At 65.2% G+C, this 15,477-nt stretch carries 11 protein-coding genes and 1 tRNA gene; 6 read left to right on the top strand and 6 right to left on the bottom strand.

The features are described 5' to 3' along the window. The first annotated feature begins 40 nt into the window (after window positions 1-40). From Y882_RS16365 to chrA, 3 genes are all read left to right on the top strand, one after another. Window positions 41-250 carry a hypothetical protein gene (locus Y882_RS16365; protein ID WP_046973009.1) on the top strand — a complete coding sequence of 70 codons (210 nt, stop codon included), beginning with the start codon at window positions 41-43 and terminating at the stop codon, window positions 248-250. Between the two features lie 192 nt (window positions 251-442). After that, window positions 443-883 (top strand): hypothetical protein, encoded by a 441-nt coding sequence (locus Y882_RS18995; RefSeq protein WP_156171526.1) that lies wholly within the window; start codon window positions 443-445, stop codon window positions 881-883. Between the two features lie 244 nt (window positions 884-1,127). Then, complete coding sequence (gene chrA, locus Y882_RS16355) at window positions 1,128-2,339, top strand: chromate efflux transporter (protein WP_046973008.1); 1,212 nt, start codon at window positions 1,128-1,130, stop codon at window positions 2,337-2,339. 2 nt (window positions 2,340-2,341) lie between these two features. On the opposite strand, the gene Y882_RS16350 is transcribed toward chrA, so the two are convergent. From Y882_RS16350 to Y882_RS16340, 3 genes are read right to left on the bottom strand one after another with little or no spacing between them, the layout of a single operon-like run. After that, the gene (locus Y882_RS16350) at window positions 2,342-3,841 is read right to left on the bottom strand and encodes an efflux transporter outer membrane subunit (protein ID WP_046973007.1); all 1,500 of its coding nucleotides are present in this window, start codon (window positions 3,839-3,841) and stop codon (window positions 2,342-2,344) included. A 16-nt stretch (window positions 3,842-3,857) separates the two neighbouring features. Continuing rightward, window positions 3,858-5,021: an efflux RND transporter periplasmic adaptor subunit gene (locus Y882_RS16345; RefSeq protein ID WP_052950086.1), complete on the bottom strand. Its 1,164-nt coding sequence runs from the start codon at window positions 5,019-5,021 to the stop codon at window positions 3,858-3,860. Window positions 5,022-5,034: 13 nt separating this feature from the next. Beyond that, window positions 5,035-8,226, bottom strand: coding sequence for an efflux RND transporter permease subunit (locus tag Y882_RS16340; RefSeq protein WP_046973006.1), 3,192 nt, complete (start codon window positions 8,224-8,226; stop codon window positions 5,035-5,037). A gap of 146 nt (window positions 8,227-8,372) precedes the next feature. On the opposite strand from Y882_RS16340, the gene Y882_RS16335 reads away from it, so the two are divergent. The 3 genes from Y882_RS16335 (at window position 8,373) to selD (ending at window position 11,731) form a co-directional block, all read left to right on the top strand. Further along, window positions 8,373-9,053 carry a heavy metal response regulator transcription factor gene (locus tag Y882_RS16335; RefSeq protein WP_046973005.1) on the top strand — a complete coding sequence of 227 codons (681 nt, stop codon included), beginning with the start codon at window positions 8,373-8,375 and terminating at the stop codon, window positions 9,051-9,053. Further along, window positions 9,053-10,444, top strand: coding sequence for a heavy metal sensor histidine kinase (locus tag Y882_RS16330; RefSeq protein WP_046973004.1), 1,392 nt, complete (start codon window positions 9,053-9,055; stop codon window positions 10,442-10,444). Before Y882_RS16335 ends, Y882_RS16330 begins: the two co-directional genes overlap by 1 nt. 246 nt (window positions 10,445-10,690) lie before the next feature. Further along, window positions 10,691-11,731, top strand: a complete 1,041-nt coding sequence (selD, locus tag Y882_RS16325) for a selenide, water dikinase SelD (RefSeq protein WP_046973003.1) — start codon at window positions 10,691-10,693, stop codon at window positions 11,729-11,731. Window positions 11,732-11,746: 15 nt separating this feature from the next. Here selD and Y882_RS20115 read toward each other — a convergent pair. The 3 genes from Y882_RS20115 to selA all read right to left on the bottom strand — a co-directional run bounded on the left by Y882_RS20115 (window position 11,747) and on the right by selA (window position 15,205). Then, window positions 11,747-11,843, bottom strand: a tRNA-Sec gene (locus Y882_RS20115). Window positions 11,844-11,855: 12 nt separating this feature from the next. Continuing rightward, window positions 11,856-13,790, bottom strand: a complete 1,935-nt coding sequence (gene selB, locus Y882_RS16320) for a selenocysteine-specific translation elongation factor (protein ID WP_046973002.1) — start codon at window positions 13,788-13,790, stop codon at window positions 11,856-11,858. Further along, entirely contained in the window at window positions 13,787-15,205 is a 1,419-nt protein-coding gene (gene selA, locus Y882_RS16315; protein ID WP_046973001.1) for an L-seryl-tRNA(Sec) selenium transferase, read from the bottom strand. The genes selB and selA overlap by 4 nt, the downstream gene beginning before the upstream one ends. Between the last annotated feature and the right edge of the window lie 272 nt (window positions 15,206-15,477).

Below are 15,477 nucleotides of genomic sequence, written 5' to 3'. Positions count from 1 at the left end.
GCACTATGTGCGGCCCCCCGCGTCTGGCAATGCATGCCCCATGACTGATGGTCTTATCGAATCGCTCGACGTCGATGCCGTGCTCGAGATGGTTCATGGTCGCCGCGAGTTTCGCGGGACATTCTGGGTGATGCCCCGGGGGCGGCCGATGATGTCCGGCAGCACGCCACTCACCTATCGACGAGAGATCGACGCGATTGGCGCGGCGCGCAAGGCGGCGATCGCCATCGCCCTGTATGCGGGCGAGTAGGGATCGCTCGATGCGGATTTACCTTGCCCCGTGGCGCCAAAGACTCCATCCATCGGCTCACCGCACCCTGTGCCGCGCCCTCCCATCTTGCGGGAAATTTACGCCGCTGCGCCTGTTCTGACGTAGCGCCTTTACGGCACGCAGCCGCACTATGGGACGTTCGCTCTGAGTAGCCGTGTCGAGTGCGATGTCGTGAGTATCTTGATTGTCCGTGGGCCGCACAGTAGCGGCCATTCCCTCACCGCTGATCTGCTCTACAACCTTCAGCAACAAGCCCTGCAGGCCGGACGCATCCTCGAAATGCGTGCCTGCGGCGCCTTGGGCAACTTCATAGCACTGGTAGGTGAGGCCAAGTCCGAGGCGACCGAATTCGTGCTGCTCGATCCGGGCGACCTGGCGCCCGAGATGCGCGCGCATCCCGAAGCCGGGCTGAGTGCGGCGATCGACGATCTGCGTGCGCCCTATATCGACGTGCACGACGATTTCGGCGATGGCATCGAATGCTGCGCCGGCTTGCACAAGCCTCCCGTCGCCACCGTCATCATCAACGGCAATATCGAAAGCGGCTACCGCATCGGCCTTCGCCTGGCCTTGCGTCGCCTGGCGATCCGGTCGACATCGCAGAGCGCTTAGCTTCCGTGGCCATACCACCTGGCCAGCAGGCGGATGGCCAGGTGATCCGTGTTTGTTCCTTTTCGTCCTGGCAGGCGACGGGACTTTCGGACGACTGGCTGCGCAGGCACCGATGCCCCTCGGAGTCGGTGCATGGCGCAGTCCAGTTTTTTATCTGGGCGCAGCCGATCGTGCCGTGGCACTCCCCTTCTTGCGCACGATGCGGTCTCATAGCGGCTTCCTTTGACGCATGCTTCCGTGGCACATGGATTCGCTTCCGACCCAGCCTGCCCATGCCGACGATATCGGCCATCCCCTGGAAGTCGGGCGCGTCTTTCTGCGACTCGGGCTCACCTCGTTTGGCGGTCCGATCGCGCACGTCGGTTACTTTCATCGCGAGTTCGTGGAGCGACACCGCTGGCTGGATGAGGAGCACTTCGGCCAATTGCTCGCTCTGTGCCAATTCCTTCCAGGGCCGGCCAGCAGCCAACTCGGGTTTTCGATAGGACTACTGCGCGCAGGTTGGATGGGTGCCTTGGCGGCCTTTGTCGCCTTCACCCTGCCCTCCGCCCTGCTCATGTTCGCCTTTGCCGCATGGAGCAGCCACCTGGCGGGGCCTTGGGGCGAGAGCGCGATTCATGGCCTGAAGCTGGTCGCTGTCGCGGTGGTTGCGCAGGGCGTATTGAACATGGCTCGCGCACTGTGCCCTGATTGGCAACGCGCACTGCTTGCGCTCGCCGCGGCTGCCGTATGTGTCGTCAGCGCGAGCCCATGGATGCAACTGGCCGCTGTGGTGTGTGGTGCGACGCTTGGCCTGTGGGTGTGCCGTCATGTGGATGGTCGGCCAGGTGAAGCCTTTTCCCTGCGCTATGGCGCGAAGTCGGGCCGCTGGCTGCTGCTCGCCCATGGTCTGTTGCTGGCGGTCGCGCTTGCAGCAACTTCTGCCCTGCCCTTGCTGGTGCAAGTGGCGTGCGCGTTTTATCGGAGCGGCGCGCTCGTGTTCGGTGGCGGGCATGTGGTCTTGCCCTTGCTCAAGCAGGCGATGGTGGATCCGGGCTGGGTCACGCCCAGCACGTTTCTCTCCGGTTACGGCGCCGCACAAGCCATGCCGGGCCCGATGTTCTCCGTGTCGGCCTTCCTGGGTCAGCAGATCTACCAGGGACACTCGGCATGGTTGGGCGCCACGGTGAGCGTGCTGGCGATCTTTTCGCCGGGATTGCTCCTGGTTTCCGGCGCGCTTCCGTATTGGCGCGCACTGGCTTCGAAGGCATGGGCGGCGCGCATGCTGGCCGGCGTCAACGCCATCGTGGTGGGTCTGCTTGCAGCGGCGCTCTACAACCCCGTGTGGGTCAGCGCAGTGCACGGCGGCAAGGACTTGGCCATTGCCGCCGTCGCCTTTGCAGGGCTCACCTGGGCGCGATGGCCCGCCCTGATCGCCGTCGCGTGGTGCGTTGTGGCGTCACTGTTGCTCAGGTGATTTCAGCTGTGCTCTTGCGCGACGGTTCCGACGTTGCCCGACAAGCTGCCAGCGTCCCAATCGCCACCCACCGCCTTGATCAGGCGTATGTCCGACTCCAGTTGGCGGCGTGACAGTTCGACGTAGACGCGCCGTTGATCAAGGCTCACGCTTTGCGTGGTGACCACTTCGAGGTAATCGGTGGCTCCCGCCTTGTAGCGCGTCAGTGCGAGTTGCTCGGCACGACCGGAGGCCTCGACCGCTCGCTGCTGCGTGCCCGCCTCCTCGCCCAGCACGTGCACCGAGGACAGGTTGTCCTCCACATCCTGGAACGCCGACAGCACGGTCTGTCGATAATCGGCAGCGGCACCGTCTTCGCGGGCCTCGGCCTGGTGCAGCGCCTGCTTGCGGCGACCGCCGTCGAACAAGGTGCCCACGAGGGCCGGTCCAATCGCCCAGAAGCGGCTGGGCAGCGTTGCCAGCTGGGTGAACCGCGACGCTTCGACACCGCCTGATGCAGAGAGCAGCAAGTCGGGGAAGAAAGCGGAGGTCGCCTCGCCGACATCGGCATTGGCGGCGGCCACCCTCCGCTCGGCGGCAGCAATGTCGGGACGTCGCTGCAGCAAGGTCGATGGCAGGCCCGGAGGCACAGCCGGCATGGCGATCGCACTGGTGGATGCGGCAATGGACAACTCGGCCGGTGCCACGCCGATCAAGGTGGCGATGGCATGTTCAAAACGTGCGCGACTCTCGCCCAGGTCCACCAGCTGCGCGCTGGCGACCTGCAACTGGGTCTCTGCTTCGGCCAGATCCGAATCCGATGCAATGCCGCCGGTGAATCGTACCTGCACGAGATCGCGCGCCTGCGTAAAGTCGGCCACGGTTTGCTGCAGCAAGGCCGTCTCTGCGTCGACGCTGCGCAGGTCCACATAATCGATGGCGAGTTCCGCATGCATGGCCAGTCGAACGGAGGCGAGATCCGCCTCGTCGGCCTGGTAACGCGCCTTCGCAGCGTCGACCTGGTGACCGATGCGGTCGAACAGATCCGGTTCCCAGGAGACGTCCAGTCCGGCCTGATAGTCCGACACGGTCTTGCCGGCCAACGAACGACCCACGACGTTCTGTGAGGTGTGGTTGCGGTCAGCAGCGACACCGGCCGTGATGGTCGGGTAGTACGCGGCACGTGCTTCCTTTTCCTCGGCCTTGGCGGCCTGCAGATTGGCGATGCTTTTGGCGATCGACTGATTGCCTGCGTCGACGCGTGCCTCGAGCTGGTCGAGCGTCTGGTCATGGAACAAGGTCCACCAGTCGCCGCGGCGCGCCGTGTCGTTCGGCTGGGCTTGAACCCAGCCTGGCGCCGCACGCTGTGGTTCGGATGCCTCAGGCACGGCCTCCTTGAAATGGTCCGGCACGCTGATCGATGGCCGCACATAGGCCGGTCCCGGCGTGCAGCCCACCGACAGACCGAGCCCGACAGCCACGGCCAGCGTGCAGACAACGCGTGAAAGAGATGGGTTGCGCATGACTATGCCTCCTCGCTCAACTCGCATCGGCCGGGTGAGCGTTGATGCTCACGCTCTGCCCGTTGCTGACGGCATCACCCGGATTGACGATCACGCGCTCCTTGCCACTCAAGCCCTTGAGAATCTCGACACGCGTGCCGAAGTCCCGCCCCAGCGTGACCGGCATCAAGCGCACCTGCCCCTTGCCATCGACCGTCGCCACCTGCACGCCCGAGGGACGAAACAGCAGCGTATTGGCCGGCAACGACAGCATGGCCTTGGGTGCTGCAAGGGCCAGACTCACCTGGGCATAGGCGCCGGGCGGAACGGCGCCATCGGCGTTGTCCATATCCACCTCCACGCGCAGGGTGCGGCTGACCGGATCGATCGCGCCTGCGGTGCGGGCGACGCTGCCCACGAAGGTTCGTCCCGGATATTGCGGCAGCGTCAGTGTTGCCCGCGCACCCAACTGGACATCGGCGGCATCGTCCTGCGGTACGTTGAGGAAGATGCGCAGCTTGTCCGTTTCGGCCAGCTTGAACAGCGCGGCCGGCGTGCCGCCGTTGCCGGCATCGATCAACGCACCGACATCGATATTGCGCACGGTAACAACACCGTCGAAAGGCGCGTAGACCTTCTCGAACGACTGCAGCTGCTGCAATCGGTCCACGTTCGCCTGCGCGGCCGCAAGCATGGCCTGCTTGGCCTTCATCGTGCTCACGTTCTCCTGGCTGGATTGCTCGGATACCGCGTTGCTCTTGAGCATGCTCTCCCAGCGGGAGGCGGTGACCTTGGCTATCTGGTAATTGGCCGACGCCGTCGCTGCGTCCGCGCGGGCTTGCGCGAGCTGTGCGTCAACTTCGGGCGATTGGATTTCGGCGAGCAGTTGTCCGCTGTGAACATGCGTGCCGATGTCGGTCAGCCACTGCCCCAGGTAGCCGCTGGTGCGCGCATAGATGCTGGCTTCCTGGAAGGCCTCCACGTCGCCTGGCAAGACGAGCGATTGGTGGAGCGCTGCAGCATCGGGGGCAACGACGGCGACCGTGGGCGTGCTGAGCGCCGCCGTCTGGCGTACCACCGCCGCGTGTGCAGAGAGCCTCGGCAATCCACCGGCGGCCAGCGCCAGGCAGATGGCGGCCAGCGGCAGAACGATGGGCAGACGCGAACGTGACGATGTCGGAACTGGAATGAGCGCGGTCATGGTGACTCTCCCATCAGGGCGTCGGAAGCGGGGAAGGAAGTGCGGGCAAGGACTGCTGGCGGCGGCCCAGCCACGCGTGCACGGCGGCGAACACCACCGGGACAAACACCAGCGTGGCCACGGTGCCGAACATCAGGCCGCCAATCACGGCGCGACCCAAGGGCGCGTTCTGCTCACCGCCGTCGCCCAGGCCCAGCGCCATCGGCAGCATGCCGATCAGCATGGCCAGCGCCGTCATGAGCACGGGACGGAAACGGGTGCTGCCGGCATCGAAAGCCGCCTGCAGCGCCGTCGCGCCCTCCTGGAGCCGATCGCGCGCAAAGCTGACCACCAGGATGCTGTTGGCCGTGGCGATGCCGATACACATGATGGCGCCGGTGAGTGCAGGCACGCTGATCGTCGTACGGGTCACGAACAGCATCCAGGCCATGCCGGCGAGCGCACCCGGCAGTCCGCTGATGATGATCAGCGGATCGGTCCAGGACTGGAAATTCACCACCATCAGCGCGTACACCAGCAGTACCGCAAACGCGAGCCCGAGCATCAGGCCCTTGAAGGAGGATTGCATGGTCTGCACTTCGCCGCGCACCGCGATGCTGGAGCCCGCCGGCAGCTGCGCCTTGGCCGTCGCGACCAGACGATCGATATCGCCCGCCACCGCACCCAGGTCGCGTCCCTGCACGCCAGCGAAGATGTCGATCACCGGCTGCACGTTGTAGTGCGACACCACCGCGTCCTGCGAAGTGCGGCTGAGCGTGCTCAGCGAGCCAAGGATCGGCGGCACCACCTGCTTGCTGCCGCCTGCGCTCAACGGAATATTGCCCAACGCCTGCAGCGAATCGATGGTGTACTGCGGCGCTTCCGTGGTCAGCGGATAACTCACCCCATTCTTCGGGTTCAACCAGAAGTTGGGCGTGGTCTGCGCACTGCCCGACAATGCAATGAGCAGGTTCTGCGCAATCGTGCGCTGCTGGAAACCCGCTTCAATCGCTTTCACGCGATCGACGTCGACATTGATGGATGGCGCGTCGTTCGGCTGCTGGATGCGCGGATCCACCAGGCCATCCACGTGGCGCAGCTGGGCCAACAATTGCTCGGCAACCTTGCGATTGCCCTCCTTGTCATTGCCCACCACCTGCACGTCGATCGGCGACGGCAGACCAAAGTCCAGCGTTTGACTGATGATGTCGGCCGGCAGGAACGAGAACGTCACACCGGGGAAATCGTGATTGAGGTGCTCGCGCAGCGCGCTGACGTACTCCTCCGTGGGGCGATGGTCGGGCTTGAGCGAGATCAGCACATCGGCATCGGCCGAACCGACGGGCAAGGAAGAGTCATAGGTCATATTGATGCCGCTGACCGGCAGGCCGATGTTGTCCAGCACGCTGCCCAGCTCGCGCTGCGGGATAATGACCCGGATGCGCTGCTCCACCAGATCGACGAGCCGCGCCGTCTGCTCGATGCGCGTACCGGTGTGGGCCCGCAGATGCAGGCGGATTTCGCCCGTATCCGAGGTCGGGAAGAAATCGCGGCCAAGGAATGGCACCAGCAACAGCGAACCGCCGCAGACCAGGGCGAATATCACCGCCAACCGGCGCGGATGGGCAAGCACCGTCCGCAACGCGCCCTGGTAGCGCCCGTGAAAGCCTTCGAAGCCGCGCTCGAAGCGCTGCTGGAATCGACGCAGTGCGCCGGCACGCCCCTGTCCAGCACCATCAGCCGCGCGATCGTTGCGGAGCATGTACATGGCCAGCGTGGGAATCAGGGCGCGCGAGAAGAAATACGACGCCAGCATCGCGAACACCACCGCTTCGGCCAGCGGCACGAACAGATAGCGCGCCACGCCGGACAGCAGGAACATCGGCAGGAACACGATGCAGATCGACAGCGTCGATACCAGCGTCGGCAGCGCGATCTGCGCCGACGCATCGATGATCGCGTCATGCAGCGACTTGCCCAGGTCCCGGTGGTGGCTGATGGCTTCGATGGCCACGGTGGCATCGTCGACCAGGATGCCCACCGCCAGCGCCAGGCCACCCAGGGTCATGATGTTGATGGTCTGACCGAGCACGGAAAGTGCAATCAACGATGTCATCACCGACAGGGGAATGGTGATCGCGATGATCAGCGTTGATCGCCAGCTGCCGAGAAACAGCAGGATCATCACGGCGGTGAGTCCGGCGGCGATCAGGCCCTCGCGCACCACACCCGCCACGGCCGAACTCACGAAGACCGACTGATCGGACACCGGCTTGATATCCAGCGCCTTGGGCAGACCCGCGGCAATCTTCGGCAGCATGCCCTTCACCGAGGCAATGATGTCGAGCGTCGAGGCGTCGCCGGACTTCTCCACCTGCAGCAAGGCCGATCGCGTACCGTCCACGCGCACGATATTGGTTTGCGGTGCAAAGCCGTCGCGCACGGTCGCCACGTCGCGCAGATAGGTGACGCCACCGTCCGTCGCCTTCACCGGCATCATGTTCAACGCATCGACCGAGGTCGGGCTGCCGTTGAGGTTCACGTTGTACTCAAGCTCGCCGATCTTGGCGGTGCCACCGGGCAGGATCAGGTTCTGCGCGTTCACCGCATTGACCACGTCCAGCGGCGACAGACCATGCGCCTGCAAGGCCTTGGGGTCGATGTCGACCATGATCTGCCGCACTTTGCCGCCGAATGGCAGCGGAATGGCGGCGCCCTGCACCGTCGCCAGCTGGGTACGGATGAAGTTGTTGCCCAGGTCATACAGCTGCTGCTCCGGCAGGGTATGACTGGACAGTGCGAGCTGCAGGATCGGTACGGTGGAGGCGTTGTACGAGATCACCAGCGGCGGCAAGGTACCCGGCGGCAGCACGCGAAGGATCGACTGCGCATTGGCCGACGCCTCGGCGATCGCGCGATTGATGTCCGCGCCTTCGTGGAAGTACACCTTGATCACCGCCGTGCCGTTGACCGTCTGCGACTCCACGTGCTCGATGTTGTCCACGTCGGAGGTCAGGGCGCGCTCATAGGGGGTGGTGATGCGGTTGGTCATGTCGTCGGCCGAGAAGCCGTTGAACGACCACACGATGCTCAACACCGGAATATTGATGTTGGGAAAGATGTCGGTCGGCGTCCGCAGCACCATGAGCGGGCCGATGATGGCCAGCAGCAGGGCGAGCACGATGAAGGTATAGGGCCGGCGCAGCGCCAGTTGGACGATCCACATAGCAGGCTCCGTCTTGGACAGATCAGGTCAGGGATGAGGCTAGATTCCAGGCGCTTGCATGCCCCTGACCGCCACCTGACAAATCTGTAATCACGCCTCCCGGGCGCCCCGCGTATGATCGGCCCAGGCACCACGCGAGAGCCCCCATGCGCCTGCTGGTTATCGAGGATGAGAAGAAAGCCGGCGAGTACCTGAAGAAGGGACTCGAAGAATCGGGCTTCACCGTGGACGTGGTGGCCAACGGCATCGATGGCCTGCACCAGGCGCTCGAAGAGGATTACGACCTGGTGGTTCTCGACGTCATGCTTCCTGGCATGGACGGGTGGGAGGTGTTGCGTCGGCTTCGCACCAAGAAGGACACGCCGGTCCTGCTGTTGACCGCCATCGACGAACTGGAAGAGCGTGTCCGCGGCCTCGAGCTCGGCGGCGACGACTATCTGGTCAAGCCCTTTGCCTTCGTGGAGCTGCTTGCGCGCATCCGCACCCTGCTCCGACGCGGACCGCCGCGCGATATCGAACACGTCCATATCGGCGATCTGGAGATCGATGCCGTGCGGCGGCGTGTGCGGCGCAACGGTCAGCGCATCGATCTGACGCCCAAGGAATTCTCGCTGCTGCAGCTATTGGCGAGACGGCGCGGCGAGGTATTGAGCCGCACCCAGATCGCCTCCTATGTGTGGGACATGAACTTCGACAGCGATACCAACGTGGTCGAGGTCGCCATACGCCGGTTGCGCGCAAAGATCGACGACGGTCACGACACCAAGCTGATCCATACCGTACGCGGCATGGGCTACGTGCTCGATGAAGAACGCGGGGACGACTGATGCGTCGCCTCTCCCTCGCCACGCGCTTGACCGTCACCTTCACGGTGATCACCGCGGTGTGTTTCATCCTGGTGGGCTGGCTGCTCTATCGGGCGGCCGAGCAACGCATCCTGGAGCAGGACGAGACCAACCTCGTGCTTTCGGCACGCCATCTTCGCCGGCTGGTCGCCGAGCTGGACTCCATCGCTGATCTGAAGACCCATCAGGATCGGATGGTGGTCAGCGTGCTCGGTGACAACAGCAATGCCTTGCGCATGATCGATGATGCGGGACAAGTCATCGTTGACCACAATCCCATGGGCTTTCCACTCGACGCCAACGGTGCCGTGCCCGTCGGTCAGCGCATCGTCGCCACCATGCTGCACACTTGGCATGGCGATCAGGGCCTGCCCATTCGTGGCGTGGCCGTGGTGGGGCAAATGCGCGACGGTGCGCATGTGACCATCATGGTGGCGCGCTCGCTCGCTGACCGCGAGGTGCTGCTGCGACGGTATCGGCGAGACATGGCATTGCGCCTGCTGGCGGGCATGCTCGCGGCCATGGTGCTGAGTCATCTGCTGGTGCGCCGGGCACTGCGGCCCTTGCGATCCATGGCCGCCGAAGCTGCCACCATCCATGCGCAGAATCTTCATACACGCCTGTCGGCCGGCAACGCGCCGACCGAGCTCCACGCCCTCTCCCATGCCTTGAACGAGATGCTCGACCGTCTCGAGGGCGGCTTCGCGCGGGTCTGGCAGTTCACCGTCGACCTTGCCCACGACCTGCGCACGCCGCTGGGCAACCTGCGCGGCACCAACGAGGTTGCGTTGGCCCGCACGCGTACGCCGGCGGAGTACCAGGCCTTGCTCGGATCCAATATCGAGGAATGCGACCGCGTCAGTCGGACCATCGAAAGCGTGCTGTTCCTGGCGCGAGCGGACAACCCCCAGTTCGCGCTGCAGCGCTCGGCGCTCGATGTGGGCGAGGAGTTGCAGCGTATTGCCGACTACTTCGAAGGCATCGCTTCGGACGCACGCGTCAGCATCGATATTCAGGGCTCCGCCACGCTCATGGCCGATCGCGAACTGTTCCGCCGTGCCGTGGGCAACCTTTTATCCAATGCCCTGCGCTATACCCCGCCGGACCAAACCATCACGCTACTTGCCCGGCAGACGAATGATGCGGTTACGGTCGCGGTGGAAAATCCCGGCGCAGGTATCCCGCAAGAGCATCTGGACAAGCTGTTTGACCGCTTCTACCGCGTGGATCGATCCCGCAGCGACTCGGCAAACTCGACCGGGCTGGGCCTGTCCATCGTGAAAAGCATCATGGAACTTCATGGCGGCCAGGTCACGGTAGACAGTCAGCTCCAGGGCATCACGCGTTTCGTGCTGTGGTTTCCCGTTCACTGAGCAAGTACCCGAATAGCGGGCATGCTGTCGGCGAGGTCTGCCGCCGAGGCCCGAATGGCGACCTCCGGCGGGTGGCGCGGCCCTTGCCTCTTTGTGACAAGCCAGCCTCGGCGGCTGCCCCTGGCGGCTCAAGGGTTCGGCGGTCATGCGCAGTCCGCACGCCTGACGCCCAGCGACACTTCACCATTAGCCGCTTTTCGCTATGCTGCGCGAACCCTGGCCCACGTGCCTTCGGGAGGAGCGTGCATGACCTCCGTTCGCTTGACTGATCTGGCCCACGGCGGTGGCTGTGGCTGCAAGCTGGCGCCGTCGGTGTTGCAGGAGCTGCTCGCCAACAAGCCTGCAACCATGCCGTACGCGCATCTGCTGGTGGGCACGGAATCCAGCGACGATGCTGCCGTGTGGCAGGTGGATGAAAGTACCTGCATCATCGCCACCACCGACTTCTTCATGCCGGTGGTCGATGATCCCTACGATTTCGGCCGCATCGCCGCCACCAATGCGCTGTCCGATGTGTACGCCATGGGCGGCAAGCCGATCATGGCCCTGGCCATCCTGGGCATGCCGCTGAACAAGATCGACGTGCAGACGGTGCGAGCGATTCTTGCCGGCGGTGAAGCGGTCTGCACGCAGGCGGGTATTCCAGTGGCGGGCGGCCACTCGATTGATTCGGCCGAGCCGATCTACGGCCTTGCCGTGGTCGGTCTGTGCGCGGCACGTAACGTGCGGCGCAATTCCACGGCTCGCGCCGGTGACGCGCTGATCCTGACCAAGGGCATCGGTGTCGGCATTTATTCGGCAGCCTTCAAGAAGCAGGCGCTGCCCGCCGACGCGTATACCGAGATGCTGGTGTCCACCACCTTGCTCAACCGTATCGGTTGCGAACTGGGCAAGGACGAGGATGTGCATGCGATCACCGATGTCACCGGCTTTGGTCTGCTGGGGCATGGCCTGGAGATGGCGCGTGGCAGCGGCCTGCGCATACGCCTGGAACAGGCGCGCATTCCGTACTTCAGACAGGCACCGGCCTTGGCCGAGGCGGGTTACGTCACCGGCGCTTCCAACCGCAACTGGAACAGCTACAGCGACGGCGTCACCCTGCCCGCGGATTTGCCGGACTGGCGCCGCGCCCTGCTGACCGATCCGCAAACCTCGGGCGGCCTACTGGTGGCGTGCAAGCCCGAACGGGCCGAGGCGATACGCGCGCAGATCGAGGCGGCGGGTTATCCCTGTGCGAGCATCATCGGCACGCTCAGTGACGGCGCGCCAGGCATCGAGGTGGTGTAAGGCGACCGCCAGGAGTGGCGGAAGAGCATGGGAGTCGAACCCACCCGAGACAGTCTTATCTGCCTCACCCGGATTTGAAGTCCGGACGCCCCACCGGAGACGATGCTCTTCCTAAGTTGCGCGATCACGACGAGGCGGGTCCGTACAAGTCGAGGGAGCGCGCCTGCATCCTGCGCATGCTACCGCGATTGAGCGTAACGCCCTGCCGGTCGAGAAATTCTAGTATCTGGATGGCCACTTTACGACCATTGTCCAGGCGATCGCGGAACTGCGCCGCGGTAAATCGCCCGTCGTTGGCATGGGCGGCGATATCCGCCGCGATCATCACCATCTCGTGCATGGTTGCGCGCAGGAAGAAGTGGTCGTGTGCCACTTCGTCGGCCAGGCCCATGCGTGCGGCCAGGCGCATCAGCTGCCGAATCTCCACCTCGGGGCGCGACAGCACACCGGCGATGTCGCGCACGCGCGGCGGACGGAAGCGTTCATCGCCGCCCAGGAGCGGCGCAATGCGTTGCCACATCGCCTCGCTGGCCGGATTCATCTGCAGGGAATGACTCGCCAATCGCACGAAGGCACCGTCACGAACCACACGCCCCACCAGGTCGGCATGTTGCAAGGCCAGCGCGAAGGCCGCCGGCGGCAACTTCGGCTGCACGGCCAGCCGCAGTTTCTCGCGCCCCATGCCTTGGACATCCGGATTGCCCGCGTGAAACGCTGCCAGCCGCTCGATCAGGTTGGCGACGAAGGACGGCCAATGCGTCTGGCTGATGGCGATGCGTTCGTCGTCGGCTTGGAAGATGACCGGTGCCAGGGCTGCAACGATGCCGTCGATCACAGTGTCGGAGAGCGCGCGATCGCGGGCGAAGGCCAGCAGATCCCAGGCGAACGGCGGTGCCTCCAGCAGGCTGGCAAAGGCCAGCTGCGGATCGGACAACGCTTGCGCCGCACGCTGTGCTTCACGCGCCGGCGTTCGCCGTTGTCGCGACGGTGCGCGCAGATCGAAAAACTGCCCGCCACCCAGGGTGCGCTGGGCGGAGACATCGCGCAGCACAAAGCGGTCGAACGCCGCAGCGGCAATCGGACGACTCAGCACCAACTGCACATCGGCCATGTGTCCGGGTAATAGCTGCTGCCCTTCGAGCAGGACGATGCGAGCGCCCACTTCCACCGCGGCGTGATGCAGCCGCGCCGGAAACCATTGGCCGATTGGCCTGGGTTCGTCCGGCAGGAGTTGCAGGCGCGCGTCGATGCGGTCGGTGGGTGCGTGCAGGAGAGGATCGACCACCATGTCGCCGCGATGGATCGCGTCCTTGCCGATATCTTCGCCGACGAGGTTGAGTGCACAGCGATCACCTGCCCGCCCGCACTCGACTTCGCGATTTTGCGCGTGCACCGAACGTACACGCGCGGCGAGCCCTGAAGGACTGAGCAACACCTGGTCCTTGACGCGCACCACGCCCGACAACACGGTACCGGTCACCACCAGCCCGATGCCGGACAAGGTGAACACGCGGTCGATGGCCAGGCGGAACCGACCGTCGCTGGCGCGTTCGCCCAGGGCCTGCGCTTGGGCGACGAGTCGATCGCGCAGCGCGTCGACACCGGCACCGGTGGCCGAGGAAACCGGCCATAGCTCGGCGCCTTCCAGCACGGTGCCTGCGATCGCCTCGCTGATCTGGGCGCTGACTTCGGCGATGCGCTCGGGCGTCACCTTGTCGACCTTGGTCAGCGCAATCAGGCCACGCTCGACCTTCAGCAGGTCGAGTATCGCCAGATGCTCCCGCGTTTGCGGCATCACGCCATCGTCGGCCGCCACCACCAGCAGCGCGATATCGATGCCGCTGGCGCCGGCCACCATGGTGTGCACGAAACGCTCGTGGCCCGGCACGTCGATAAAGCCGAGGATGCTGCCGTCCTCCAGCGGAAGAAACGCGAAGCCCAGGTCGATGGTGATGCCGCGGCGCTGTTCTTCCTTCAGGCGATCGCCTTCGACGCCGGTCAGGGCGCGCACCAGCGCCGTCTTGCCGTGGTCGATATGGCCCGCGGTGCCTACGATCATGGAGCGTGCGTGGCGGCGGCTGGAAGCTGGGCGAGCGCGTCGAGGAACGCGCGCTCGTCCTGCGCGGCCAGGCAGCGCAGATCCAGGCGCAAGGCACCCATGGCCACGCGCCCGATGATGGGACGCGGCAGTGCGCGCAGCGCGGCGGTCAAGCGCTCCAGCGCGCTTTGGCTGCCACGTGCACGAATCGCCAGGGCGGCGCTGGTCAGCGTATCCAGCGGCAAGGCGCCGGAACCCACCTGACTCAGGCAGTCCTCGACCTCCACGGCAAAGGCGTCGCCGAGACGCTCTATCACCGCAGGCAGCAAGCGCTGTGCCTGCGCCTGGATATCGCTCTGCTGGCGTGCGAGAAAACGCAGCGTCGGCAGCCGTTCGGCCAGGCGGTCCGGATCGTGATAGAGCTTGAGCGTGGCCTCGATCGCAGCGAGGCGCAGCTTGTCCACGCGCAGTGCACGCTTGAGCGGATTGCGGTTGATCTGTTCGATCAGCGCACGGTCGCCGACGATGAAGCCCGCCTGCGGGCCGCCCAGCAACTTGTCGCCGGAGAAGGTGACCAGTCGCGCGCCCTCGCCCACCGCCTCGCGCACGGTCGGCTCCTTGGCCAGCCCGTAACGCGACAGATCCACCAGGCTGCCGGAGCCCAGGTCATTGAGCAGCGGCACGCCGGCGGCATCGGCGATGGTCGCCAGCTCCGCGGCGCCTACTTCCGCGGTAAAGCCCTGGATGCGGTAGTTGGAGGTATGCACCTTGAGCACGATGCCGGTGCGCGGGTTGAGCGCACTGCGATAGTCGGCGGCATGCGTGCGGTTGGTGGTACCCACTTCCACCATGTGCGCGCCGGCGCGGGCCATGATGTCCGGCATGCGGAAGGCGCCGCCGATCTCGATCAGCTCGCCGCGCGAAACCACGGCGTCGCGGCCCAGCGCAAAGGTGTTGAGGCAAAGCAGCACGGCCGCGGCGTTGTTGTTCACCACGGTGGCGTCTTCGGCGCCGGTCAGGCTGCACAGCAGGGAGCGCAGGTGATCGTCACGCTCGCCGCGACCGCCTTCGTCCAGGTCGTATTCCAGCGTCACCGCGTGGCGCATCGCATCCACCGCCGCATCGATGGCCGCCTCGGCCAGCACTGCGCGACCGAGATTGGTGTGCAGCACGGTGCCGGTAAGGTTGAACAACGGGCGCAGGCCGGGCGTGCGTGCATCCAGCCAGGCGCCGGCGCGTTGGGCGAGTTCGTCGGCGCCGGGCGCCGCGCCAGATGCCGCACGCAAGGCGGCGCGGGCGTCGTCGATCATCCGGCGGATGGCGTCGGTGGTCGCCACGCGTCCGTGCCGTTCCAGCAAAAGCGCCGCTTCGGCCGTTGCCAGCACGGTGGCAACCGCAGGAAGTTGGCGCAGCGAGACGACATCAGGTTCCGCCATGGCGCTTTTCCAGTGACATCAACGGCACTCTTCAGTGCACGCCGATGATGGCTAGGGTTGTCCCTATGCTGCTGGGCGCGCTGAAGCCGGTCAAGGCGCATCGTCATCGTACCCGCGTGCACATCGGGTTCACGAGCGGGCGTGGCTATGGCGTTCGCTAGGGTGACATTGGCCGAATGCCGTAGCATGCTCACTCGCGCGACTGCACCAGCAGCCGCGATGGGCTTGCCCCTGCACAGTGCGTCCGGCCTGTGGCAGAGGTGGCAATGGCG

It is taken from the genome of Dyella japonica DSM 16301 (genome assembly GCF_001010355.1).
GTDB classification, from domain to species: Bacteria; Pseudomonadota; Gammaproteobacteria; order Xanthomonadales; family Rhodanobacteraceae; genus Dyella; species Dyella japonica.
This window is presented reverse-complemented; position numbering and strand designations above follow the sequence as displayed.

Excerpts from the sequence above, each read along its gene's own strand:
- Y882_RS16365 (WP_046973009.1), top strand. The coding sequence starts at position 41 with ATGACTGATGGTCTTATCGAATCGCTCGACGTCGATGCCGTGCTCGAG.
- chrA (WP_046973008.1), top strand. The coding sequence starts at position 1,128 with ATGGATTCGCTTCCGACCCAGCCTGCCCATGCCGACGATATCGGCCAT.
- Y882_RS16350 (WP_046973007.1), bottom strand. The coding sequence starts at position 3,841 with ATGCGCAACCCATCTCTTTCACGCGTTGTCTGCACGCTGGCCGTGGCT.
- Y882_RS16345 (WP_052950086.1), bottom strand. The coding sequence starts at position 5,021 with ATGACCGCGCTCATTCCAGTTCCGACATCGTCACGTTCGCGTCTGCCC.
- Y882_RS16340 (WP_046973006.1), bottom strand. The coding sequence starts at position 8,226 with ATGTGGATCGTCCAACTGGCGCTGCGCCGGCCCTATACCTTCATCGTG.
- Y882_RS16335 (WP_046973005.1), top strand. The coding sequence starts at position 8,373 with ATGCGCCTGCTGGTTATCGAGGATGAGAAGAAAGCCGGCGAGTACCTG.
- Y882_RS16330 (WP_046973004.1), top strand. The coding sequence starts at position 9,053 with ATGCGTCGCCTCTCCCTCGCCACGCGCTTGACCGTCACCTTCACGGTG.
- selD (WP_046973003.1), top strand. The coding sequence starts at position 10,691 with ATGACCTCCGTTCGCTTGACTGATCTGGCCCACGGCGGTGGCTGTGGC.
- selB (WP_046973002.1), bottom strand. The coding sequence starts at position 13,790 with ATGATCGTAGGCACCGCGGGCCATATCGACCACGGCAAGACGGCGCTG.
- selA (WP_046973001.1), bottom strand. The coding sequence starts at position 15,205 with ATGGCGGAACCTGATGTCGTCTCGCTGCGCCAACTTCCTGCGGTTGCC.